17 protein-coding genes and 1 pseudogene are annotated in these 16,584 nt (G+C 43.6%); 15 read left to right on the top strand and 3 right to left on the bottom strand.

What is annotated here, in order from left to right; genetic code table 11:
* Nucleotides 1-3: 3 nt before the first annotated feature.
* The 14 genes and pseudogenes from CSV75_RS07755 to CSV75_RS07690 form a co-directional block, all read left to right on the top strand.
* Nucleotides 4-294 (top strand): late competence development ComFB family protein, encoded by a 291-nt coding sequence (locus CSV75_RS07755; RefSeq protein WP_099675374.1) that lies wholly within the window; start codon nucleotides 4-6, stop codon nucleotides 292-294.
* A 572-nt stretch (nucleotides 295-866) separates the two neighbouring features.
* Nucleotides 867-1,715 (top strand): DegV family protein, encoded by an 849-nt coding sequence (locus tag CSV75_RS07750; RefSeq protein ID WP_099675373.1) that lies wholly within the window; start codon nucleotides 867-869, stop codon nucleotides 1,713-1,715.
* A 14-nt stretch (nucleotides 1,716-1,729) separates the two neighbouring features.
* Nucleotides 1,730-3,100: an ATP-dependent helicase ComFA gene (locus CSV75_RS07745; protein ID WP_199171327.1), complete on the top strand. Its 1,371-nt coding sequence runs from the start codon at nucleotides 1,730-1,732 to the stop codon at nucleotides 3,098-3,100.
* A complete protein-coding gene (locus CSV75_RS07740; RefSeq protein ID WP_099675372.1) occupies nucleotides 3,097-3,711 on the top strand; it encodes a ComF family protein in 615 nt (204 codons plus the stop codon). Before CSV75_RS07745 ends, CSV75_RS07740 begins: the two co-directional genes overlap by 4 nt.
* Nucleotides 3,712-3,716: 5 nt before the next feature.
* On the top strand, nucleotides 3,717-4,136 hold the full coding sequence (locus CSV75_RS07735) for a TIGR03826 family flagellar region protein (RefSeq protein WP_099675661.1): 420 nt from the start codon (nucleotides 3,717-3,719) through the stop codon (nucleotides 4,134-4,136).
* A 124-nt stretch (nucleotides 4,137-4,260) separates the two neighbouring features.
* Nucleotides 4,261-4,527: a flagellar biosynthesis anti-sigma factor FlgM gene (gene flgM, locus CSV75_RS07730; protein ID WP_099675371.1), complete on the top strand. Its 267-nt coding sequence runs from the start codon at nucleotides 4,261-4,263 to the stop codon at nucleotides 4,525-4,527.
* A gap of 17 nt (nucleotides 4,528-4,544) precedes the next feature.
* Complete coding sequence (locus CSV75_RS07725; RefSeq protein ID WP_099675370.1) at nucleotides 4,545-5,051, top strand: flagellar protein FlgN; 507 nt, start codon at nucleotides 4,545-4,547, stop codon at nucleotides 5,049-5,051.
* A 12-nt stretch (nucleotides 5,052-5,063) separates the two neighbouring features.
* Nucleotides 5,064-6,641 carry a flagellar hook-associated protein FlgK gene (flgK, locus tag CSV75_RS07720; protein ID WP_099675369.1) on the top strand — a complete coding sequence of 526 codons (1,578 nt, stop codon included), beginning with the start codon at nucleotides 5,064-5,066 and terminating at the stop codon, nucleotides 6,639-6,641.
* 16 nt (nucleotides 6,642-6,657) lie between these two features.
* Nucleotides 6,658-7,533 (top strand): flagellar hook-associated protein FlgL, encoded by an 876-nt coding sequence (gene flgL, locus CSV75_RS07715; RefSeq protein WP_099675368.1) that lies wholly within the window; start codon nucleotides 6,658-6,660, stop codon nucleotides 7,531-7,533.
* Nucleotides 7,534-7,598: 65 nt separating this feature from the next.
* Nucleotides 7,599-8,150: a DUF6470 family protein gene (locus CSV75_RS07710; RefSeq protein WP_099675367.1), complete on the top strand. Its 552-nt coding sequence runs from the start codon at nucleotides 7,599-7,601 to the stop codon at nucleotides 8,148-8,150.
* Between the two features lie 54 nt (nucleotides 8,151-8,204).
* Complete coding sequence (gene fliW, locus CSV75_RS07705; protein ID WP_099675366.1) at nucleotides 8,205-8,690, top strand: flagellar assembly protein FliW; 486 nt, start codon at nucleotides 8,205-8,207, stop codon at nucleotides 8,688-8,690.
* Nucleotide 8,691: 1 nt separating this feature from the next.
* Nucleotides 8,692-8,910, top strand: coding sequence for a carbon storage regulator CsrA (gene csrA / locus CSV75_RS07700; RefSeq protein WP_099675365.1), 219 nt, complete (start codon nucleotides 8,692-8,694; stop codon nucleotides 8,908-8,910).
* 220 nt (nucleotides 8,911-9,130) lie between these two features.
* Complete coding sequence (locus tag CSV75_RS07695) at nucleotides 9,131-9,880, top strand: flagellin N-terminal helical domain-containing protein (protein WP_099675364.1); 750 nt, start codon at nucleotides 9,131-9,133, stop codon at nucleotides 9,878-9,880.
* 341 nt (nucleotides 9,881-10,221) lie between these two features.
* Nucleotides 10,222-10,335 (top strand): annotated as a pseudogene (locus CSV75_RS07690) (flagellin); the annotation flags it as partial.
* A 505-nt stretch (nucleotides 10,336-10,840) separates the two neighbouring features.
* Here CSV75_RS07690 and CSV75_RS07685 read toward each other — a convergent pair.
* The 3 genes from CSV75_RS07685 to CSV75_RS07675 all read right to left on the bottom strand — a co-directional run bounded on the left by CSV75_RS07685 (nucleotide 10,841) and on the right by CSV75_RS07675 (nucleotide 13,559).
* Nucleotides 10,841-12,280 carry a hypothetical protein gene (locus CSV75_RS07685; protein WP_255406637.1) on the bottom strand — a complete coding sequence of 480 codons (1,440 nt, stop codon included), beginning with the start codon at nucleotides 12,278-12,280 and terminating at the stop codon, nucleotides 10,841-10,843.
* Nucleotides 12,281-12,420: 140 nt separating this feature from the next.
* Nucleotides 12,421-12,675 carry a hypothetical protein gene (locus CSV75_RS07680; protein WP_099675362.1) on the bottom strand — a complete coding sequence of 85 codons (255 nt, stop codon included), beginning with the start codon at nucleotides 12,673-12,675 and terminating at the stop codon, nucleotides 12,421-12,423.
* A 428-nt stretch (nucleotides 12,676-13,103) separates the two neighbouring features.
* Complete coding sequence (locus tag CSV75_RS07675; protein WP_099675361.1) at nucleotides 13,104-13,559, bottom strand: hypothetical protein; 456 nt, start codon at nucleotides 13,557-13,559, stop codon at nucleotides 13,104-13,106.
* A gap of 653 nt (nucleotides 13,560-14,212) precedes the next feature.
* Between CSV75_RS07675 and CSV75_RS07670 the strand changes: the two genes are divergently transcribed.
* Nucleotides 14,213-16,584 (top strand): hypothetical protein (locus tag CSV75_RS07670; protein WP_099675360.1); only part of this gene is annotated, 2,372 nt, incomplete at its 3' end.

The following is a 16,584-nucleotide window of genomic DNA, read 5'->3' as shown; positions in this document are numbered from 1 at the left end:
ACTATGAAAGTGCATAATATTATGGAAGTTGTAGTACGCGACGTGATATCCAAATATAAAGACGAGTTGCATTTGCCGTGTACATGCGAACATTGCTTGAACGACGTACTCGCGATGACGTTGAACAACGTGAAACCTCAATATGTCGTCGATGAATCCAACAGCGCTTACATCCGCGCCGTCCACGAAGCCGACCGTCAAGGGGCCACTGCCATCTTGACGAAAGTCGCGTGGGCTGCGGGAATCGTTGGGCAAAACCCACGATGCGATAATATGAAAAATCCTTCCGAGTAAACTTGGAGGGATTTTTTATTTGAAATCCTAATGCTATTGGAAGGATTTGTTACTTATAGATGGGGTAGTAGCTGGCTCGCGCTCATAGTTGGCCGAGATCCGCTCAATCCAGCTCGGTTACCGCTCTATGAAGTATGTTTTCCGCTCTATCATTCCGTCGAACGCTCTATCCACCACGCTAACCGCTCTATGAAACCAATCCACCGCTCAATACCTCAAAAAAATCACTTCCCCTTTTAGTCACTTAAACAGTTCTTTCCTAAACATTTGCCCTTGAATTAGGTCTTGAATGTGAACTTAAACCTGACTTCAATGAGCAACACGAAGTGCCACCCCACTATAAGTAGGATTGGAGCGTAAGAGGGGGCGACTCCGGGAGGATCAGCGTGTGCCTTGAGATCCCGCAGAAGCGAAGCGCACGAGGAAGCTCAAGCCACGCCCTCCGGAAAGCGTCCCCCTCTGTAGCGCAAATCCCTTCCTGAAAACTAATTCAGCCTAACCACTCCAATCACCTCTTCACAGGTGCCAACTCCACCAATTTCAGGTAGAATAAATAACAGGAGTTGATCATATTGAAAACAGCGATTGTGACAGACACGACGGCGTATTTGCCGGATGACATAAAAGCAGAACATGGGATTCATACCATCCCGTTACTCGTAACTATCGACGGCAAAGAATTCAAAGAAGATGCCGACATTACGACCGAAGCATTCTATGAAATGGTACGCGGCAAGGGCCCGCTACCGAAAACCTCACAACCCGCAATCGGTGACTTCGAAGCGCTATTTAGCCAACTCGCAAAAGACTACGACGCGGTCATTACGATCCACTTGTCGAGCGGCATTAGCGGAACCTATATGGGCGCGTTACAAGCTGCCGAGCTCGTGCCGGAATTAGAAGTGCTAGCGTTTGATTCGGAAGTTTCTGCCTATCCCCAAGGCTTTTACGCGATCCGTGCAGCACAGCTTGCGAATGAAGGCGTACATCCGCGTGTGATCATCGAAGAATTGAAAGACATGCAGAAAGACGTCAAAGCCTATTTCATGGTGGACGACTTATCGCATCTGCAACGTGGCGGTCGTTTATCGGGTGCACAAGCGCTAGTTGGCGGATTGTTGCAAGTGAAACCAGTTTTACATTTCGTAGACAAAATCATCGTGCCGTTCGAAAAAATCCGGACGTCTAGAAAAGCGATGAAACGCATTTCGGACTTACTGTCGGAAGATGCGAAAAATCAATTGCTCGATGCAGTAGTGATCCATGCGAATCGCTATGACGACGCAGTAGAATGGAAGAAACAATTAGAAGAAAAACATCCGAACGTCGATTTCACGATCAGCCACTTTGGTCCGGTGATCGGCACGCATCTTGGTGAAGGCGCCATGGGACTCGGTTGGGTGAAACGACGCGGAACCTGAACAGGGGGAACTGCATGTCCGAACGAGACCAACTCAAGCAATTCTTGGCAGGGCGCATTTGGTTGCGTCATCTTTTGCCGTTTTCGGAAGAAGCCGTTGATAAAGCGATTCGTCAAGGCGATATTCATATAGAACAAGGCGTCACGACAAAAAAAGTGTGGCATGGTACGCACTATACTTGTCAGCGTTGCCACAATGAAAATCAAGCGCGCTTCACCGTATTTGCGTGTGCACAATGCGAAGCACCGTGCGCTTATTGTAGAAACTGTCTTAACATGGGACGCGTGTCATGTTGTTCAGAGCTGCTCACGTGGACAGGCACACCACCGACTTTCCCGACTAGCCACCGTATGAACTGGCAAGGGAATTTGACGCCTTCTCAGCAGAAAGCGACGAGTGAATTGCTTGAAAGTACGAAACAAGGCGTATCTCATTTACTCTACGCAGTGTGCGGATCGGGCAAGACGGAAATGCTGTTTCAACCGATTCATTATGTATTACAAGAAGGTAAGCGGGTATGTCTAGCAGCGCCTCGTGTGGACGTCATCTTAGAATTATTGCCGCGGTTGACGACAGCTTTTCCTGATACGAAAGTAGAAGCATTATATGGTGGGGCAGAAGTAGAACACGTTGACGCACAGCTGATCCTTGCGACGACCCATCAGCTCTATCGTTTTCACGAGGCGTTTGATGCGGTTTTCGTCGATGAAGCCGATGCGTTTCCGTATACGGCGGACGAAACGTTACAGCGAGCAGTCAGGAAAGCAGCAAAACCGAACGCCCCAATTCATTTCGTGACGGCAACGCCTTCTAGTCAGTTGCTTGCTATGAATAAAAAGCAAGACCATATCTCGGTTCTGGCGCGGCGCTATCATGGGCAGCCGTTACCCGTACCGCGAAACGTTGCGCTATGGAATTACGAAAAACAGCTGAAAAAGAAACGGATTCCTGCGAAATTACTGCGCTGGACAACGGAACGTCTTGAGAAACAGCAACCGTTTCTCATCTTCTTTCATCAGATTGAACTGATGGAAATCGCAGAACCGCTATTCCAGGAACTCGATGGGCGAATTTGCGCAGTCCATGCGGAACATGAAGACCGGAAAGAACGGGTGCAGTTACTTAGACAGAAAGCGGTCCCTGGATTGCTGACGACTACGATACTTGAGCGCGGCATTACCATTCCGAATGTGCAAGTGGCGGTTGTCGGAGCGGAGCAAACGATTTTCAATAAAGGCGCACTCATCCAAATCGGTGGGCGAGTAGGGCGTTCTGTACCGAACACGTCAGGGGACTTCATACTGTTTCATCAAGGCATCACATATGCTATGGACGAAGCGAAACGCGAAATTCGCAAGCTAAATCACACAGAGGTGCCACAATGACTTGCTTACTATGCGATAAGCCATTGCACGACCAGCCCACTTGGCAACACTTCCTCGGAATTCGAAAAGACGCGTCCGCCTGTCCAATCTGTCTGGAAAGATTTGAACGCATCGACGAAATCATACAAGACGATGTACTCGATTCTGTTCATTCACTCTATGCATATAATGAAGCAGCACGAGAGTACTTACATCAATTCAAGTTCATGCAAGACGTCGCGCTCGCACAAATTTTTGCCCCCATACTACGTACCGTATTAAACGACTCCAAAAAGATCGTCGTACCGATTCCGATGCATCCTCTCAATAAAAAGAAACGAACTTTTTCGCAAGTGGATGCGTTACTAGAAGCAGCGAAGATTCCGTATCAATCGCTACTTGAAAAAACAACGGAATCCGTCATGGGTGAAAAATCTCGCAGTGAACGTCTCGCAATGACTGAACTATTCCACATACCAGCCGATATACCTTATAATGAAGCAGTGTACGTGCTCGTTGATGATATTTATACGACCGGCACCACATTGCGTCACGCAGCGGAAGCGTTGAAACAGCGCGGCGTACATCGAGTGGAAGCAGTGACGTTATTTAGACCTATTAGAGAGAAGTGATGGAGATGGCGGAAGTACGAAATTGTCCGACATGTGGCAGTATGTTTAATTACACAGGACTTCGGGACGTATGTGGCACGTGTGCGCAAGCGGAAGAGGAAATGTATGAAACAGTCTATCGATTTTTACGTAAACGAGAGAACCGTGCAGCGAATATCGAGCGGATTGTGGAAGTAACAGGCGTGACACAGGAATTACTGCATCGCTGGGTTCGTAAAGGAAGACTGCAACCGGCATTGTTCCCGAACCTTGGCTATCCATGTGATAAATGTGGCGCATTAACATCGTCAGGTAAGATCTGTGCGAAATGTACGGAAGAGATTCAATCCGACTTACGGACATTTGACGCGGCGCAAGAACTCCGTGAAGCGATCAACGCGCAAGATAAAGGCACATATTTCACACAAAAAGACCGTAGAGGATGACATAGGAAACGAGCAGTTCGTACTGCTCGTTTTTTCGTACAAAAGCCTCTTAAAACTTCATGATATCTGCCGAAGTAAAGAGTAGGACCCAAATCCAACATAAGAATTGAAAGGAGCGAGACGTATGAAAATAGAAGGATTTAAACCACAAGCCGTCAACCCGTACAGAAATCAGCAAATGAAAGTCGATCAAACCAAACAAGCAGCACAAGTGAAAACGGATAAGCTCGAGATTTCTTCAGAGGCGAAAAAATTATCCGCTACTTCACCGATTGAATCGGCTAGACAACAGCGTGTACAGGAATTGAAAGCGCAAGTACAATCCGGAGAATATCAAGTAGATGCGGGTAAACTCGCTTCCACTATGCTGTCGTATTTTAATAAGCTATAAGGAAAGTAGGGTTACACATGTCCATTGAACCCATTTTGACAACGCTCAATCACCTAGAAAAACTGCATACGAGCTTGCTCCGTCTGTCGAACGATAAGACCGCATTGCTAAAAAGCGGCGACGTCGACGGGATTGACCAGCTGTTGAAGGAGGAGCAAGCTCACTTAGCAGCTATTATGCAAATGGACCAAAAGCGTGTACAGGAAGTGAAGCAGTACATAGCTGCACAAGGAAGTGCAGTTCCTGCTGAACCGACCATGACGCAATTAATCGAACTAGCAAGCGATCCGGACAAAGAACAGTTAGCAGAGGCGAGGGACCGTCTCCTGCATGCGATTCATGAGTTGAAACAGCAGAATGAACTCAATCAGCAACTGACCTATCAATCTCTTCAATTTGTGAATCTATCGCTGGACATGGTCCGTCCGCGTCCGGAAACCGTCAACTATTCGAAAAACGAAGTACAAGGGCAGTCACAAAGCGGAGCCAAAACCAAGCTCTCCTCATTCGACTCCCAAGCTTAAGGAGGACACAACATGCGCTCGACATTCATGGGACTAGAAACTAGCAAACGCGGATTGTACACACAACAATCCGCTCTTTATACGACAGGGCATAATATTGGGAACGCGAACACACCCGGTTACTCACGTCAGCGTGTCAACATGCAGGCGACTTCTGGTTTTCCAGGCGTTGGACTGAACGCGGGTACGGTTCCAGGATTTCTCGGGACGGGTGTAGAAGCAGGGAGCATTCAGCGGATTCGAGATTCATTTGTCGATCATCAGTTTCGTAGTGAAACCACGAAGCTTGGGTACTGGGAATCGCGTACGAATGCCATTGCACAAATGGAAGACGCGATAGGCGAACCTTCCGAGTATGGTTTACAGCAATCGATGAGCGACTTTTGGCAATCATTGCAGACACTTGCGACGAGTCCGGAAAATGGTGGGGCGCGTGCGGTTGTTGTGGAGCGCGGGGTGGCGGTAGCTGACTCGTTTAACTATATTTATAAATCTGTTTCTGAAATTAAAGGCAATCTAGGCGACCAAATTGACTTTAGTACAAATGATATTAACTCTTTGCTAACTCAAATTGGAGAACTAAACAAACAAATCGCCAACGTCGAACCGAATGGCTACTTGCCAAATGATCTCTATGATACACGTGACGGCTTACTGGACAAGTTGTCTAGTTATGTACCGATTGAAACGAGCTATGAGAAATCTGGTGGACGTGCTCTTGCTATAGCAGAAGGTACGGTGACGATTAAAATTAAAACGAATATTCCAGGAAAAACGATAACCGTAGTACAAAAAGACAAAGTAGCAGAACTTACTGTAGACGGCAAGGATCCGGAAAAACCGTTTCCAAATTTACTGACAGGCTTTACATTTAAAGGCGGACCGATTGAGGATCCTACTAAAGGTGAGCTGTCTGTTAACGAAATGGTCAAAAGCGGCGAATTGAAATCACTTGTGGACTCGTATGGTTATATAGATTCAGCTGGAAAAGAAAAAGGTTTTTACCCAGAGATGATGACGAAATTGGATAGAATGGCGAATGAATTTGCGAAGGCGTTTAATTTTGTACATGAGGGCGGTACGAACTTAAAAGGAGAAAAAGGTAAACCATTCTTTGTTTCTACAACTGACGCAGCGGAATTTTCTGCTAGCACTATCGCAGTAAATCAAAACATTAGGACGGATCCTAATCAGCTAGCGGCATCTACTTCAGACCCGATCAGTACAGATCCAGATAACCCGAGTGGTAACGCGGAAATCGGTAACGGTCAAAACGCTAAAAAACTTAGTGATGTATTCTTCGCTAAATTAGATGAATTAGATGGTTCGAGCGTTCAGGGCTTCTACGCGCAAACGATCGGACAACTTGGAGTCGAAGGGCAACAGGCGTTAAAAATGACGGAAAGCTCGGGTGTTTTACTATTAGCGGTATCAAACCGCCGTGACTCCATCAGCTCCGTCTCACTCGACGAAGAAATGACCGACATGATCCGCTTCCAGCAAGCATATAACGCATCTGCCCGCATGATCACCGTGATGGATGAAGCACTCGACAAAATCATCAACGGAATGGGCACCGTCGGCAGATAATGAAGGAGGAATTCTCATGCGTGTAACACAATCCATGCTATCTCAAAACATGCTGCGCAACTTATCAAGCAGTTATAATAATATGGGGAAACTACAAGAACAATTGAATACCGGCAAAAAAGTCAATCGCCCATCCGATGACCCCGTCGTCGTCATGAAAGGCATGGGCTACGGCATGCAAGTGAACAAAGTGGAACAATATCAAAAGAATATGGGCGAAGTGAATAACTGGCTGGATAGTTCGGATGATGCGCTGGATGGGGTAGGACAAGTATTGCATCGAATGAAAGAGCTGGCTACGAATGCTGCTAATACCGGTACGATGACAGAGACAGACCGAAGAGCGATTGAAACAGAAATGAATCAGTTGCGTGAACACTTACGTGATGTCGCCAATACTAAAGTAGGCGACAAGCACATATTTAGCGGCAGTATGACGGATAAACCACTTTTTAATAAAGGGACGGGTAAGTTTGAAGATGGAAATTCTTTTTCTGCAAATGTAGAAATAGAAGTATTCGACGGCATAAACTTACGAGTCAGTACAGATGTAAGTAAAATGTTTAAAGAGATTGATGATATGTTTGGAGAAGTTGAGGGTATGATTGCGACAGGAAATGGCTTCAGTGGCTTAATCACTTCTATTGACAGCAAGTTAGATACTGTATTGTCCAAACGTGCAGACATCGGCGCACGTTCCAATCGTGCAGAACTTATGCATAATCGCTTGGAAATGCAAGAAGGCGCTGCAAAAAAGCAACGTTCGCAAAACGAAGACGTGGATTATGAAAAAACGATTACGGACTTGATTACATCAGAATCGATCCATCGTGCCACATTGTCAGTTGGCGCTAGAATCATGCAGCCTTCTTTAATGGATTTCCTACGCTAAATGACGTGGCGGACACTAAGCAAGTGTCCGCTATTTTTATATAAGAAAGTAAGGGAGTGATAGAAGTGAACATTCCACAGCTTCAAATCCAAACGACACCGGCCAAGATTGATCTACAAGTGACGAAACCTGTTCAAGAAATTCAACAACCAAAAGCGACGCTGAGTATTGAACAACCAGCAGCCATTTTGGAAATGTCGACCACCCGACCGCAACTATCACTCGACACAACGGAAAACCGTGCGGATCTTGACCTGAAAAGCGTGTTCCGCCGTACTGCCGAGAACGCACAATACGGCATGCAAAAAGTACAAGAAGGAGCAGCTCGTCGCGCGCAAGAGGGCCAGCAACTGATGAAAATTGAGAACGGTTCAACGATAGCAGATATTGTGAAACAGAACACAGAGAAACCAATGGCCGAACTTCAAGTGAAATTCGTAGGCGACCGTACCAAAATCAAAATGAGTTTTTCTGAAGGTTCACTGGATATCAATGTGACGCCACAGAAACCGAAAATAGATGCCCAAATAAATAAACCGATTCATCATTACACACCCGGGAAAGTATCTGTAGAGATGCAACAGTACGGATCGATAGAGATTGATTGGAAAGTTTAATAAATAGAACGGTACGTAGTAAACTAGCACAACATTGAAGAGGAGAGAGAAGTAGTGACACAACCACTAAAAGAAATCGCAACAAAATTTCACAGTAAAATAGAAGTAGATTTATCGAAAGCATGGCACTTCCCGAAAGGACTTCCAGGATTCGAGGAGGAGAATGAATTCGTCATCTTGCCAATCGGTGAGAATCAACAATTTCAAGTATTGCAGTCGACGAAAGAAGCAGGTATAGCATTCGTCGTAGCGAATCCATACAAAATTGTGAAAGAGTATGACTTCAAAGTAGATGATCCGACAATTGATTTACTAGAAGTGAAAAGCCCAGAAGAATTGATGGTACTCGGTATTGTCTTCATTAAAGAACCATTTGAAGATTCCACAATTAACTTACAAGCACCACTTCTATTCCAAACAAACAACAGAAAAGCCAAACAAATGGTGTTGAATGATAAGCGCTTTCTTATCAAACATCCAATCGATGAAAAGAAATTGGATGAAATGAAAGAAAAAACAACTAGCAGAAAGAGCGAATAATATGTTAGTACTCTCACGCAAAGCGGGCGATACGATCAAAATCGCAGATAATATAGAAGTGAAAATTTTGGAAGTGAAGGGCGAAACGGTGCGGGTGGGGATTGAGGCGCCAAAGTCAGTGGATATTGTACGTGGTGAACTCATTGAATCTATTAAAGAAACCAATGCCGAATCATTGACGTTGGATATTGACTGGTATAAAAACTTGAAGGATAACTAGTAAATCGTGATTACATCATCAAGTTATCCAGTGCAAGTCACCTAATCTCCACATTTTAGATAAATAGAAAAAAGATTTCACTAAACTGCTAAACACTCTAGTCACCCGTCCGATATTAGTAGTGTAAGCGGCAGAGAGCGTCCGGCCGGCACTCAAAACCGTCATACAAATAAGGGACACAAGGACGTGTACCCAACAAACACTCAAGGAGGAAATTATTATGATTATCAATCACAACATGGCAGCGATGAACACGCACCGCCAATTAGGTGTCAATAATGCAAATGCAGCTAGTAATATCGAAAAGCTATCTTCTGGTTTGAAAATTAATAAAGCAGGCGATGATGCAGCAGGTCTTTCTATTTCTGAAAAAATGCGAGGTCAAATTCGTGGGTTGGACATGGCTTCAAAGAACTCACAAGATGGTATTTCAATGATTCAAACTACTGAAGGTGCACTGAATGAAACACATGATATTCTTCAGCGTATGCGTGAGCTAGCTGTACAAGCATCAAATGACACAAATGTTACTGCAGATAGAGAGGCAATCGGGCAGGAACTGACAGAATTAGGGAAAGAAATTACACGTATTAAAGAAACTACACAATTTAACGAACAAAACCTACTTGACGCGACTGCTGGTGATGGAGCAGGTGCTGTTGTTTTTCAAGTTGGTGCTAACAATGCTCAAAGTATGGACGTAGACTTTACTACAACTGGTGTTGATTTAACAGGTGTTGAAACAGCTGTAGGTGCTTTAACTGCCGATGACGTTAAAGATAATGCAACGGCAACGGCTTTAATTAAGACGATTGATGATGAAATTAAAAATGTTTCAACTGGTCGTTCGTATCTAGGTTCAATTCAAAACCGCTTAGAGCATACTATTAATAACTTGAATAATGCGTCAGAAAACTTAACGGCTGCGGAATCACGTATCCGCGACGTGGATTATGTCTTAGCTGCATAAGCAGTAACAGACACAGTCGTCCTGACTGGTAACGGTCAGAGAGTACGACCGGGTGAATTGCTGGAAACCCCTGAAACTGTTCTTGCTACAACGTAACTGGAAACGGTCAGCGTGAAGGCTCAAAAAAAGAACAGATTGGGCAATCAGCAGCCAAGCTCCTGTCTCGAAAGAGTGGAGAAGGTTCAACGACTAGGATAGACCATCTAAGGCAATAAGCTATGGTGATGAAATCCGTAGGAAACACAAGACTGAGTAGCTTGTGAATCCGAAGTGCCCGGCCCCTACCGAGAGTGGAGGGTGAAGATATAGTCTAGTCATTAGTGAAAGCTAATGTTCGCACGATGGCGAAAGAGATGATGGACTTCACAAAGAACAACATCTTAACTCAAGCAGCACAAGCAATGCTTTCTCAATCGAATCAAATGCCGAATGGAGTTCTACAACTCTTACGGTAAATGATTCAGGGACGCCTATTCGGTAACGGATAGGACGCATAACTGGGTGAATTGCTGGAACCTCCTGAAGTCCACTTTCCGACAACGCAGCTGGAAACGGCAAACGTGAACGGTTGAAAAAAAGTGGAATTGGACAATCAGCAGCCAAGCTCCTGTGAGGAAACTCTGGAGAAGGTTCAACGACTAGGATATACCGTCTAAGGCAAATCGCTATGACGATGAAATCCGTAGGGCGTCAACAGACGTTCGAAGTGCCCAGCATCCTAGGTATTTAGATACAAGGATGGAGATATAGTCTAGACCTAATTGGAAATAATTAGGGGCCACGCAAGCCAATCAGCAGCCTCAGGGCGTTCTACAACTATTACGTTAATAGAACTTTCGGCTCGCTTAAAGAGACTTCCCAAAGGGAGTCTCTTTTAGTTTACAATAAATTTTGCAATCGCAACTCACTGATCTTGTAGACCACTGACCAGTAACTTCGGCCAAGCGCATCTGCTATCTGTTAATCTGTTTTACGGGATTGCTTCATATGCCGTAACCTGCTTATTTCATCCGCCGTGTAGGGGCGCATACGATTTCTGTCGCTGACAATCAACTGATAGTTCGGATACTCTTGACGCCATTTTTGTTTCTCTAAGTAAAATCGATACTGCCAGTTGGTCTTGTAACTCATTGAAGGGCAGGTAACTACAACGTGTTCTAAGTTTTGTAGGAATTGTAATGTATCGGCTGTCCGGCTAGTTCGTAAATAATAGCCATTGCCGCTTGGCAGTTTGGTCAGGCGGAATTCGACTGTGGTTAACTTTTTCATTTGTCCTTGTAAGAGCAACAATTCTTCGTAAGTGAAACTTTGTAAATAAATTGCTATATGGGGAGTGATGTAAATCTTTTTACAATTGTGATTTACACGGGTAGTCAGCAGCAGCGACCCGTCGTCCATATAGATAGTGGCCAAGCTGTGCAAATCATCTAATTTCTCCAGAATGCTGAGGGGCAGCTGTTTAATCCTGTTCTTCCCCTCTATACTTTCACTGTAAATCACTTCTTCTAGGCTGCTCCACAAGTCTTCTGTTTTTGAAATAATATGATCTCCTCTAGGAATGAAACTCAAATAGGGTTTCAATTTCATTACTTTCCAAGCACGATATTCTTTTTGTTTGATTGAAAAGTGCTCGTGATAACTGCTTCGTATACCTTTGTATTTGGACTTTTTATGCGTCAGCATACCATCTCCAATAATAGAACCAAGCACAATATTTTGCTGTGTAGTAGAAAGATCATCCAACGTATTCAGTGGTCGCGGCGAAATACTATTCTGTTGATGAAAACATTCGTGCACAATCTCACCTAAAGTTAAACCTGTTGAGGCTTGGACGGAGCAAAGAATGTCTCGATTTTCTTCAGTAAGGCTCACTTGATAGCGTTTGGATTCATTGTTCTCTTGCCTAGCGTAGTTGAATCTTTGAAAGTTCTCTGTTGTTACTGTGATAGAGGAAGCGTATTGCTGAATGATTTGATTGATTTCTTCAGTAGGTGAGGGAATAGATATCTGTTTGGGAAGCCGTATAGTGGTCCGTTTTGCAATGGGTTTGCGAACTTCTACATTCATAGTTTTATAGGAGTAGACAGGATGGATCCAAGGTGCAACCATACCTATAAAGTATTTGATTTGCAGTTGGTTATATAGAATAAGTCTTCGTTGACCGTCTATTGCAAACAGGAAATTGAATTTGATATTTACTACATATTGAAGTAACCGAAGCTCGTCCTCGGTCCATTGCTCGGTTGAGAGAATCAGTTTCTCCAGCGTACCGTTTTCTTTCACTTTCAAGTGACCGCATTCCTGGTACCACCGCGCGAGTGTCTGGACGGTCATATGCTGTTCAACAAACTCCAGAGACATGCCCTTAGAGCCGTTCCGATACCAATCGCAGTATAATATGCTTCAGCAGTAGCACAAGAAGCAGATTCAATCACCACGCGCTCTGTAAAGCCGAATTTACTCCGTTTATCCGTAGTTTGTTCCTTCTTTATAAGAAAGTCTGGTACATACGATTGTAACTGCTGATAGCAGGAATGGGCTCATTCACTGTGTTTTGTATTGAAAGTGAAACGGAAATATTTGTGGTTAGTTGTTGAAGACATAATACGTCCATTGCCAAGCAGCAATGCGCAGAGCAGACTGTTCAATTTTTCATTAGAAGAAGGCAGTAAATTTAACTTCGAGTTGCTGTCCTTACAATTGGCAGTGTATTGTTCCTTTGCCGCTTTACCATCTTCTAGTAAAAAGCCGTAAGATCGTGAATTCGTAGTATATATCAATTTTCCAATCGTCATAGTGAACCCTCCTACAAGATAAGAATGTATGTTCTTGTTATATAATATTGGACGGTTATTAGCTAATTATAATCGTTTAATTGAACTGGTGTGCAAGTATAGGGAGAGTAGTAAATGTAGGATAACTAGGAAGAACTGGAGCAGTTGAAAAACAACTAGAGCAGGTTAAACAGCAGGATCGGATATTAGAAGAGATAGGGAAGCAGTTGTTTAAGATGAGAGGATTGCGGAGTATCCTTTGAAGTATCGGCTTCGTGGGGAAACGGAAGCGGGAGTTGAAGAAGCAGATAGAAGAGCATAGGGCGGTGGTTGAGTGCTTGCGGAATTATTTGTGATCTTAATCTTAATAGATTATTCTTACTTCAATATAATTAATAACACTTAGATCCTACAGGTAATGTGTAGGATCTAAGTGTTATTAATATTAGTTATATGCTATCTGATACATCAAACAGCCTTGGAAAAAGTGTTTCCATTAAATACTGGAAATCGTCATATGCGTCATGCCATAGTTGTAATTTTCTCTCTCCAGTTAGTTGAGCAGCCTCATTTTGGTAGATACTAAGATTTTCCTCATCTCCATCAGAAATGTCATTAATATGATTCATTTGAAATGATTCTTCATCAAAATTAACATACTCCATTATTTTCGAATCTGGATCGAGATATTCTATAATATTATTTAATAGGCTAGATTTGAGTTCATCGTTGATACTTTCCAAATTGTTTATCATATCCTCAAGCAACTCATCATTTATTCCAGGCATTTGCATGATAATTAGGTCATTATTTGTTGAGCCGCAGCTATCAAGAACATCATAAGTATTTTCTCTAAGTAAGAAGTATAAAGATTGTAGTTCTGCCATTTCCTCGTATATTGCCATATTATCTAATCCCTATTTCCTATTTGTATAACTATATATAAATAGCTGGAAAAAATCAACTTAATTTTCTAATACCTAAATATTGAATCTTTCCGTACTCAATATCTAAGTAATGCTTTAAATAGTGATGCGCAACTATTCAGATCCGTTTTTGATTTGTATAATTCAAAGTTGAAATCACTTGTGTATTGTTAACTATAGTGCGGATTCGTGAATTTCGAGTAGGAAGGCGTATAGAGAGGCCGGGAACCTTGCAGGAGTTCATAACAATATCGCGCCTGGCCAGCATCCTCAATTCGATACCTGAATTAAAATCTTGACTTTCTATTTCCTTGTGTAGTCAGACAGCAGTTCCCTAATAATTATCCGCAAATCTGTGCGTGTAAACTAAATTCCACATTTACGACAATTGTATAAGTTGAAATAAATATTTTACATTCTGACACTAGTGGAATTTGTTATATATCTAATTATTATCAACATAATTTATTTTTTTCCTATCTATAAATCTATAAATTAGAACCGATATATCAATTAGTGCAAAGGGAGCCTTCCGAAATACCTATTCCTTATTGGCTATTAATATTTTAGAAGCTTGCTTTTTGTTCAACAGATTGAGGCGGTAGAATACAATTTAAAAGGGGATAATAATTATGCAAAGTAAATCACAAAAGCTTTATTCTACTCTAATTGCATCAGCTTTAGTAACGGCAAGCGTAGTAGCACCAATTGGGAGTGTGAATGCTGCTACACAATCCTATATTGAAGTAAACAATAATGTAGGAGCGGCAGATACAGTAGTGTTTAAAGGTGTTGTAGCCAAAGATGTAGTGAAAGTTTATGATTCTAAAGGAGAAAAACTACTTGGTAGTGCAACTGCTACTAAAAATGGTGATTTGACTGTTTCTCTTAAAGCACAGTTTTCGGAGGCAACAATTCAGGTAAGCCTAACTAATTATAACAAATTAGAGAGTAGTAAAATTATAGCGGATGTTCCGGATGAAACTGCCACTACGGCACCAGACGCTGAAATGATCACTGTAGCGAACAATGTGGGAATTGCAGATACAGTTACTGTGAAAGGGTTAGTGGCCAAAGACGTAGTGAAAGTGTACACGGAAGATGGAAAAACGTTACTAGGCTCAGCAGTCGCGTTAAAAGCAGGCGATGTCGTTGTGAGCCTAAAAGCGCAGTTGACAGGAGAAAAAGTTCAAGTTAGCGTGACGAATGCGAACAGTCTAGAGAGTGAGAAGACCGAAGCTACATTTGCCGCTGAGAAAGAAACACCTACTCCTGACGGTGATACGATCACGGTAGCAAATAATGTGGGTATCGCCGATACCGTCACGGTGAAAGAACTGGCTATCAAAGACGTAGTGAAGGTGTATACGGAGGATGGAAAAACATTACTAGGCTCCGCAGTCGCGTTAAAAGCAGGCGATGTTGTCGTGAGCTTAAAAGAGCAGTTGGCAGGAGACAAAGTTCAAGTCAGCGTGACGAATGCCAACAGTCTAGAGAGTGAGAAGACGGAAGCTACAATTGCGGCTGAAAAAGAAACAACCGCTCCAGAGGTCGACACAATCACTGTAGCGAACAATGTCGGGGTGGCCGATACGGTCACAGTGACAGGCTTGGCTATCAAAGACTTAGTGAAAGTGTACGCGGAGGATGGAAAAACGTTACTCGGCTCCGCAGTCGCGTTAAAAGCAGGCGATGTCGTTGTGAGCTTAAAAGCACAGTTAACAGGAGAAAAAGTTCAAGTTAGTGTGACGAATGCCAACAGTCTAGAGAGTGAGAAGACGGAAGCAATAATTGCCGCTGAGAAAGAAACCCCTACTCCAGAGGTCGACACAATCACCGTAGCGAACAATGTCGGGGTGGCCGATACGGTCACAGTGACAGGCTTGGCTATCAAAGACGTAGTGAAAGTGTACGCGGAGGATGGAAAAACGTTACTCGGCTCAGCAGTCGCGTTAAAAGCAGGCGATGTCGTTGTGAGCCTGAAAGCACAGTTAACAGGAGAAAATGTTCAAGTTAGTGTGACGAATGCCAACAGTCTAGAGAGTGAGAAGACGGAAGCTACAATTGCGGCTGAAAAAGAAACAGCTGCTCCAGAGGTCGACACAATCACCGTAGCGAACAATGTCGGGGTGGCCGATACGGTTACGGTAAAAAACTTAACTGCAAAAGATGTAGTAAAAGTATATAAAGTCGATGGCGTAACGTTACTAGGTACAGCTACCGCGACGAAAGATGGAGAGATAGTTGTCAGCTTGAAAGCTCCACTGGACGAAATGAAGGTTAAGGTCAGTGTAACGAATGCAAATAGTAAAGAAAGTCCTACAACGGAAGCTGAAGTAGTAGCAGAAGCGACGACACCGGCACCGGTAGTGGGGACAATCACGGTAGCAAATAATGTGGGTATCGCTGATACCGTCACGGTGAAAGACTTGGCTATCAAAGACGTAGTGAAAGTGTATGCGGAAGATGGAAAAACGTTACTCGGCTCCGCAGTCGCGTTAAAAGCAGGCGATGTAATCGTGAGCTTAAAAGCGCAGTTGACAGGCGAGAAAGTTCAAGTCAGTGTGACGAATGCCAACAGTCTAGAAAGTGAGAAGACGGAAGCTACAATTGCCGCTGAGGAAGAAACAGCTGCTCCAGAGGTTGACACAATCATCGTAGCGAACAATGTCGGGGTGGCCGATACGGTCACAGTGACAGGCTTGGCTATCAAAGACGTAGTGAAAGTGTACACGGAGGATGGAAAAACGTTACTCGGCTCCGCAGTCGCGTTAAAAGCAGGCGATGTCGTTGTGAGCTTGAAAGCACAGTTGACAGGAGAAAAAGTTCAAGTTAGTGTGACGAATGCCAACAGTCTAGAGAGTGAGAAGACGGAAGCTACATTTGCCGCTGAGAAAGAAACACCTACTCCTGACGGTGATACGATCACGGTAGCAAATAATGTGGGTATCGCCGATACCGTCACGGTGAAAGAACTGGCTATCAAAGACGTAGTGAAGGTGTA

The organism is Sporosarcina sp. P18a (assembly GCF_002743135.1).
GTDB lineage: Bacteria > Bacillota > Bacilli > Bacillales_A > Planococcaceae > Sporosarcina.
This window is presented reverse-complemented; position numbering and strand designations above follow the sequence as displayed.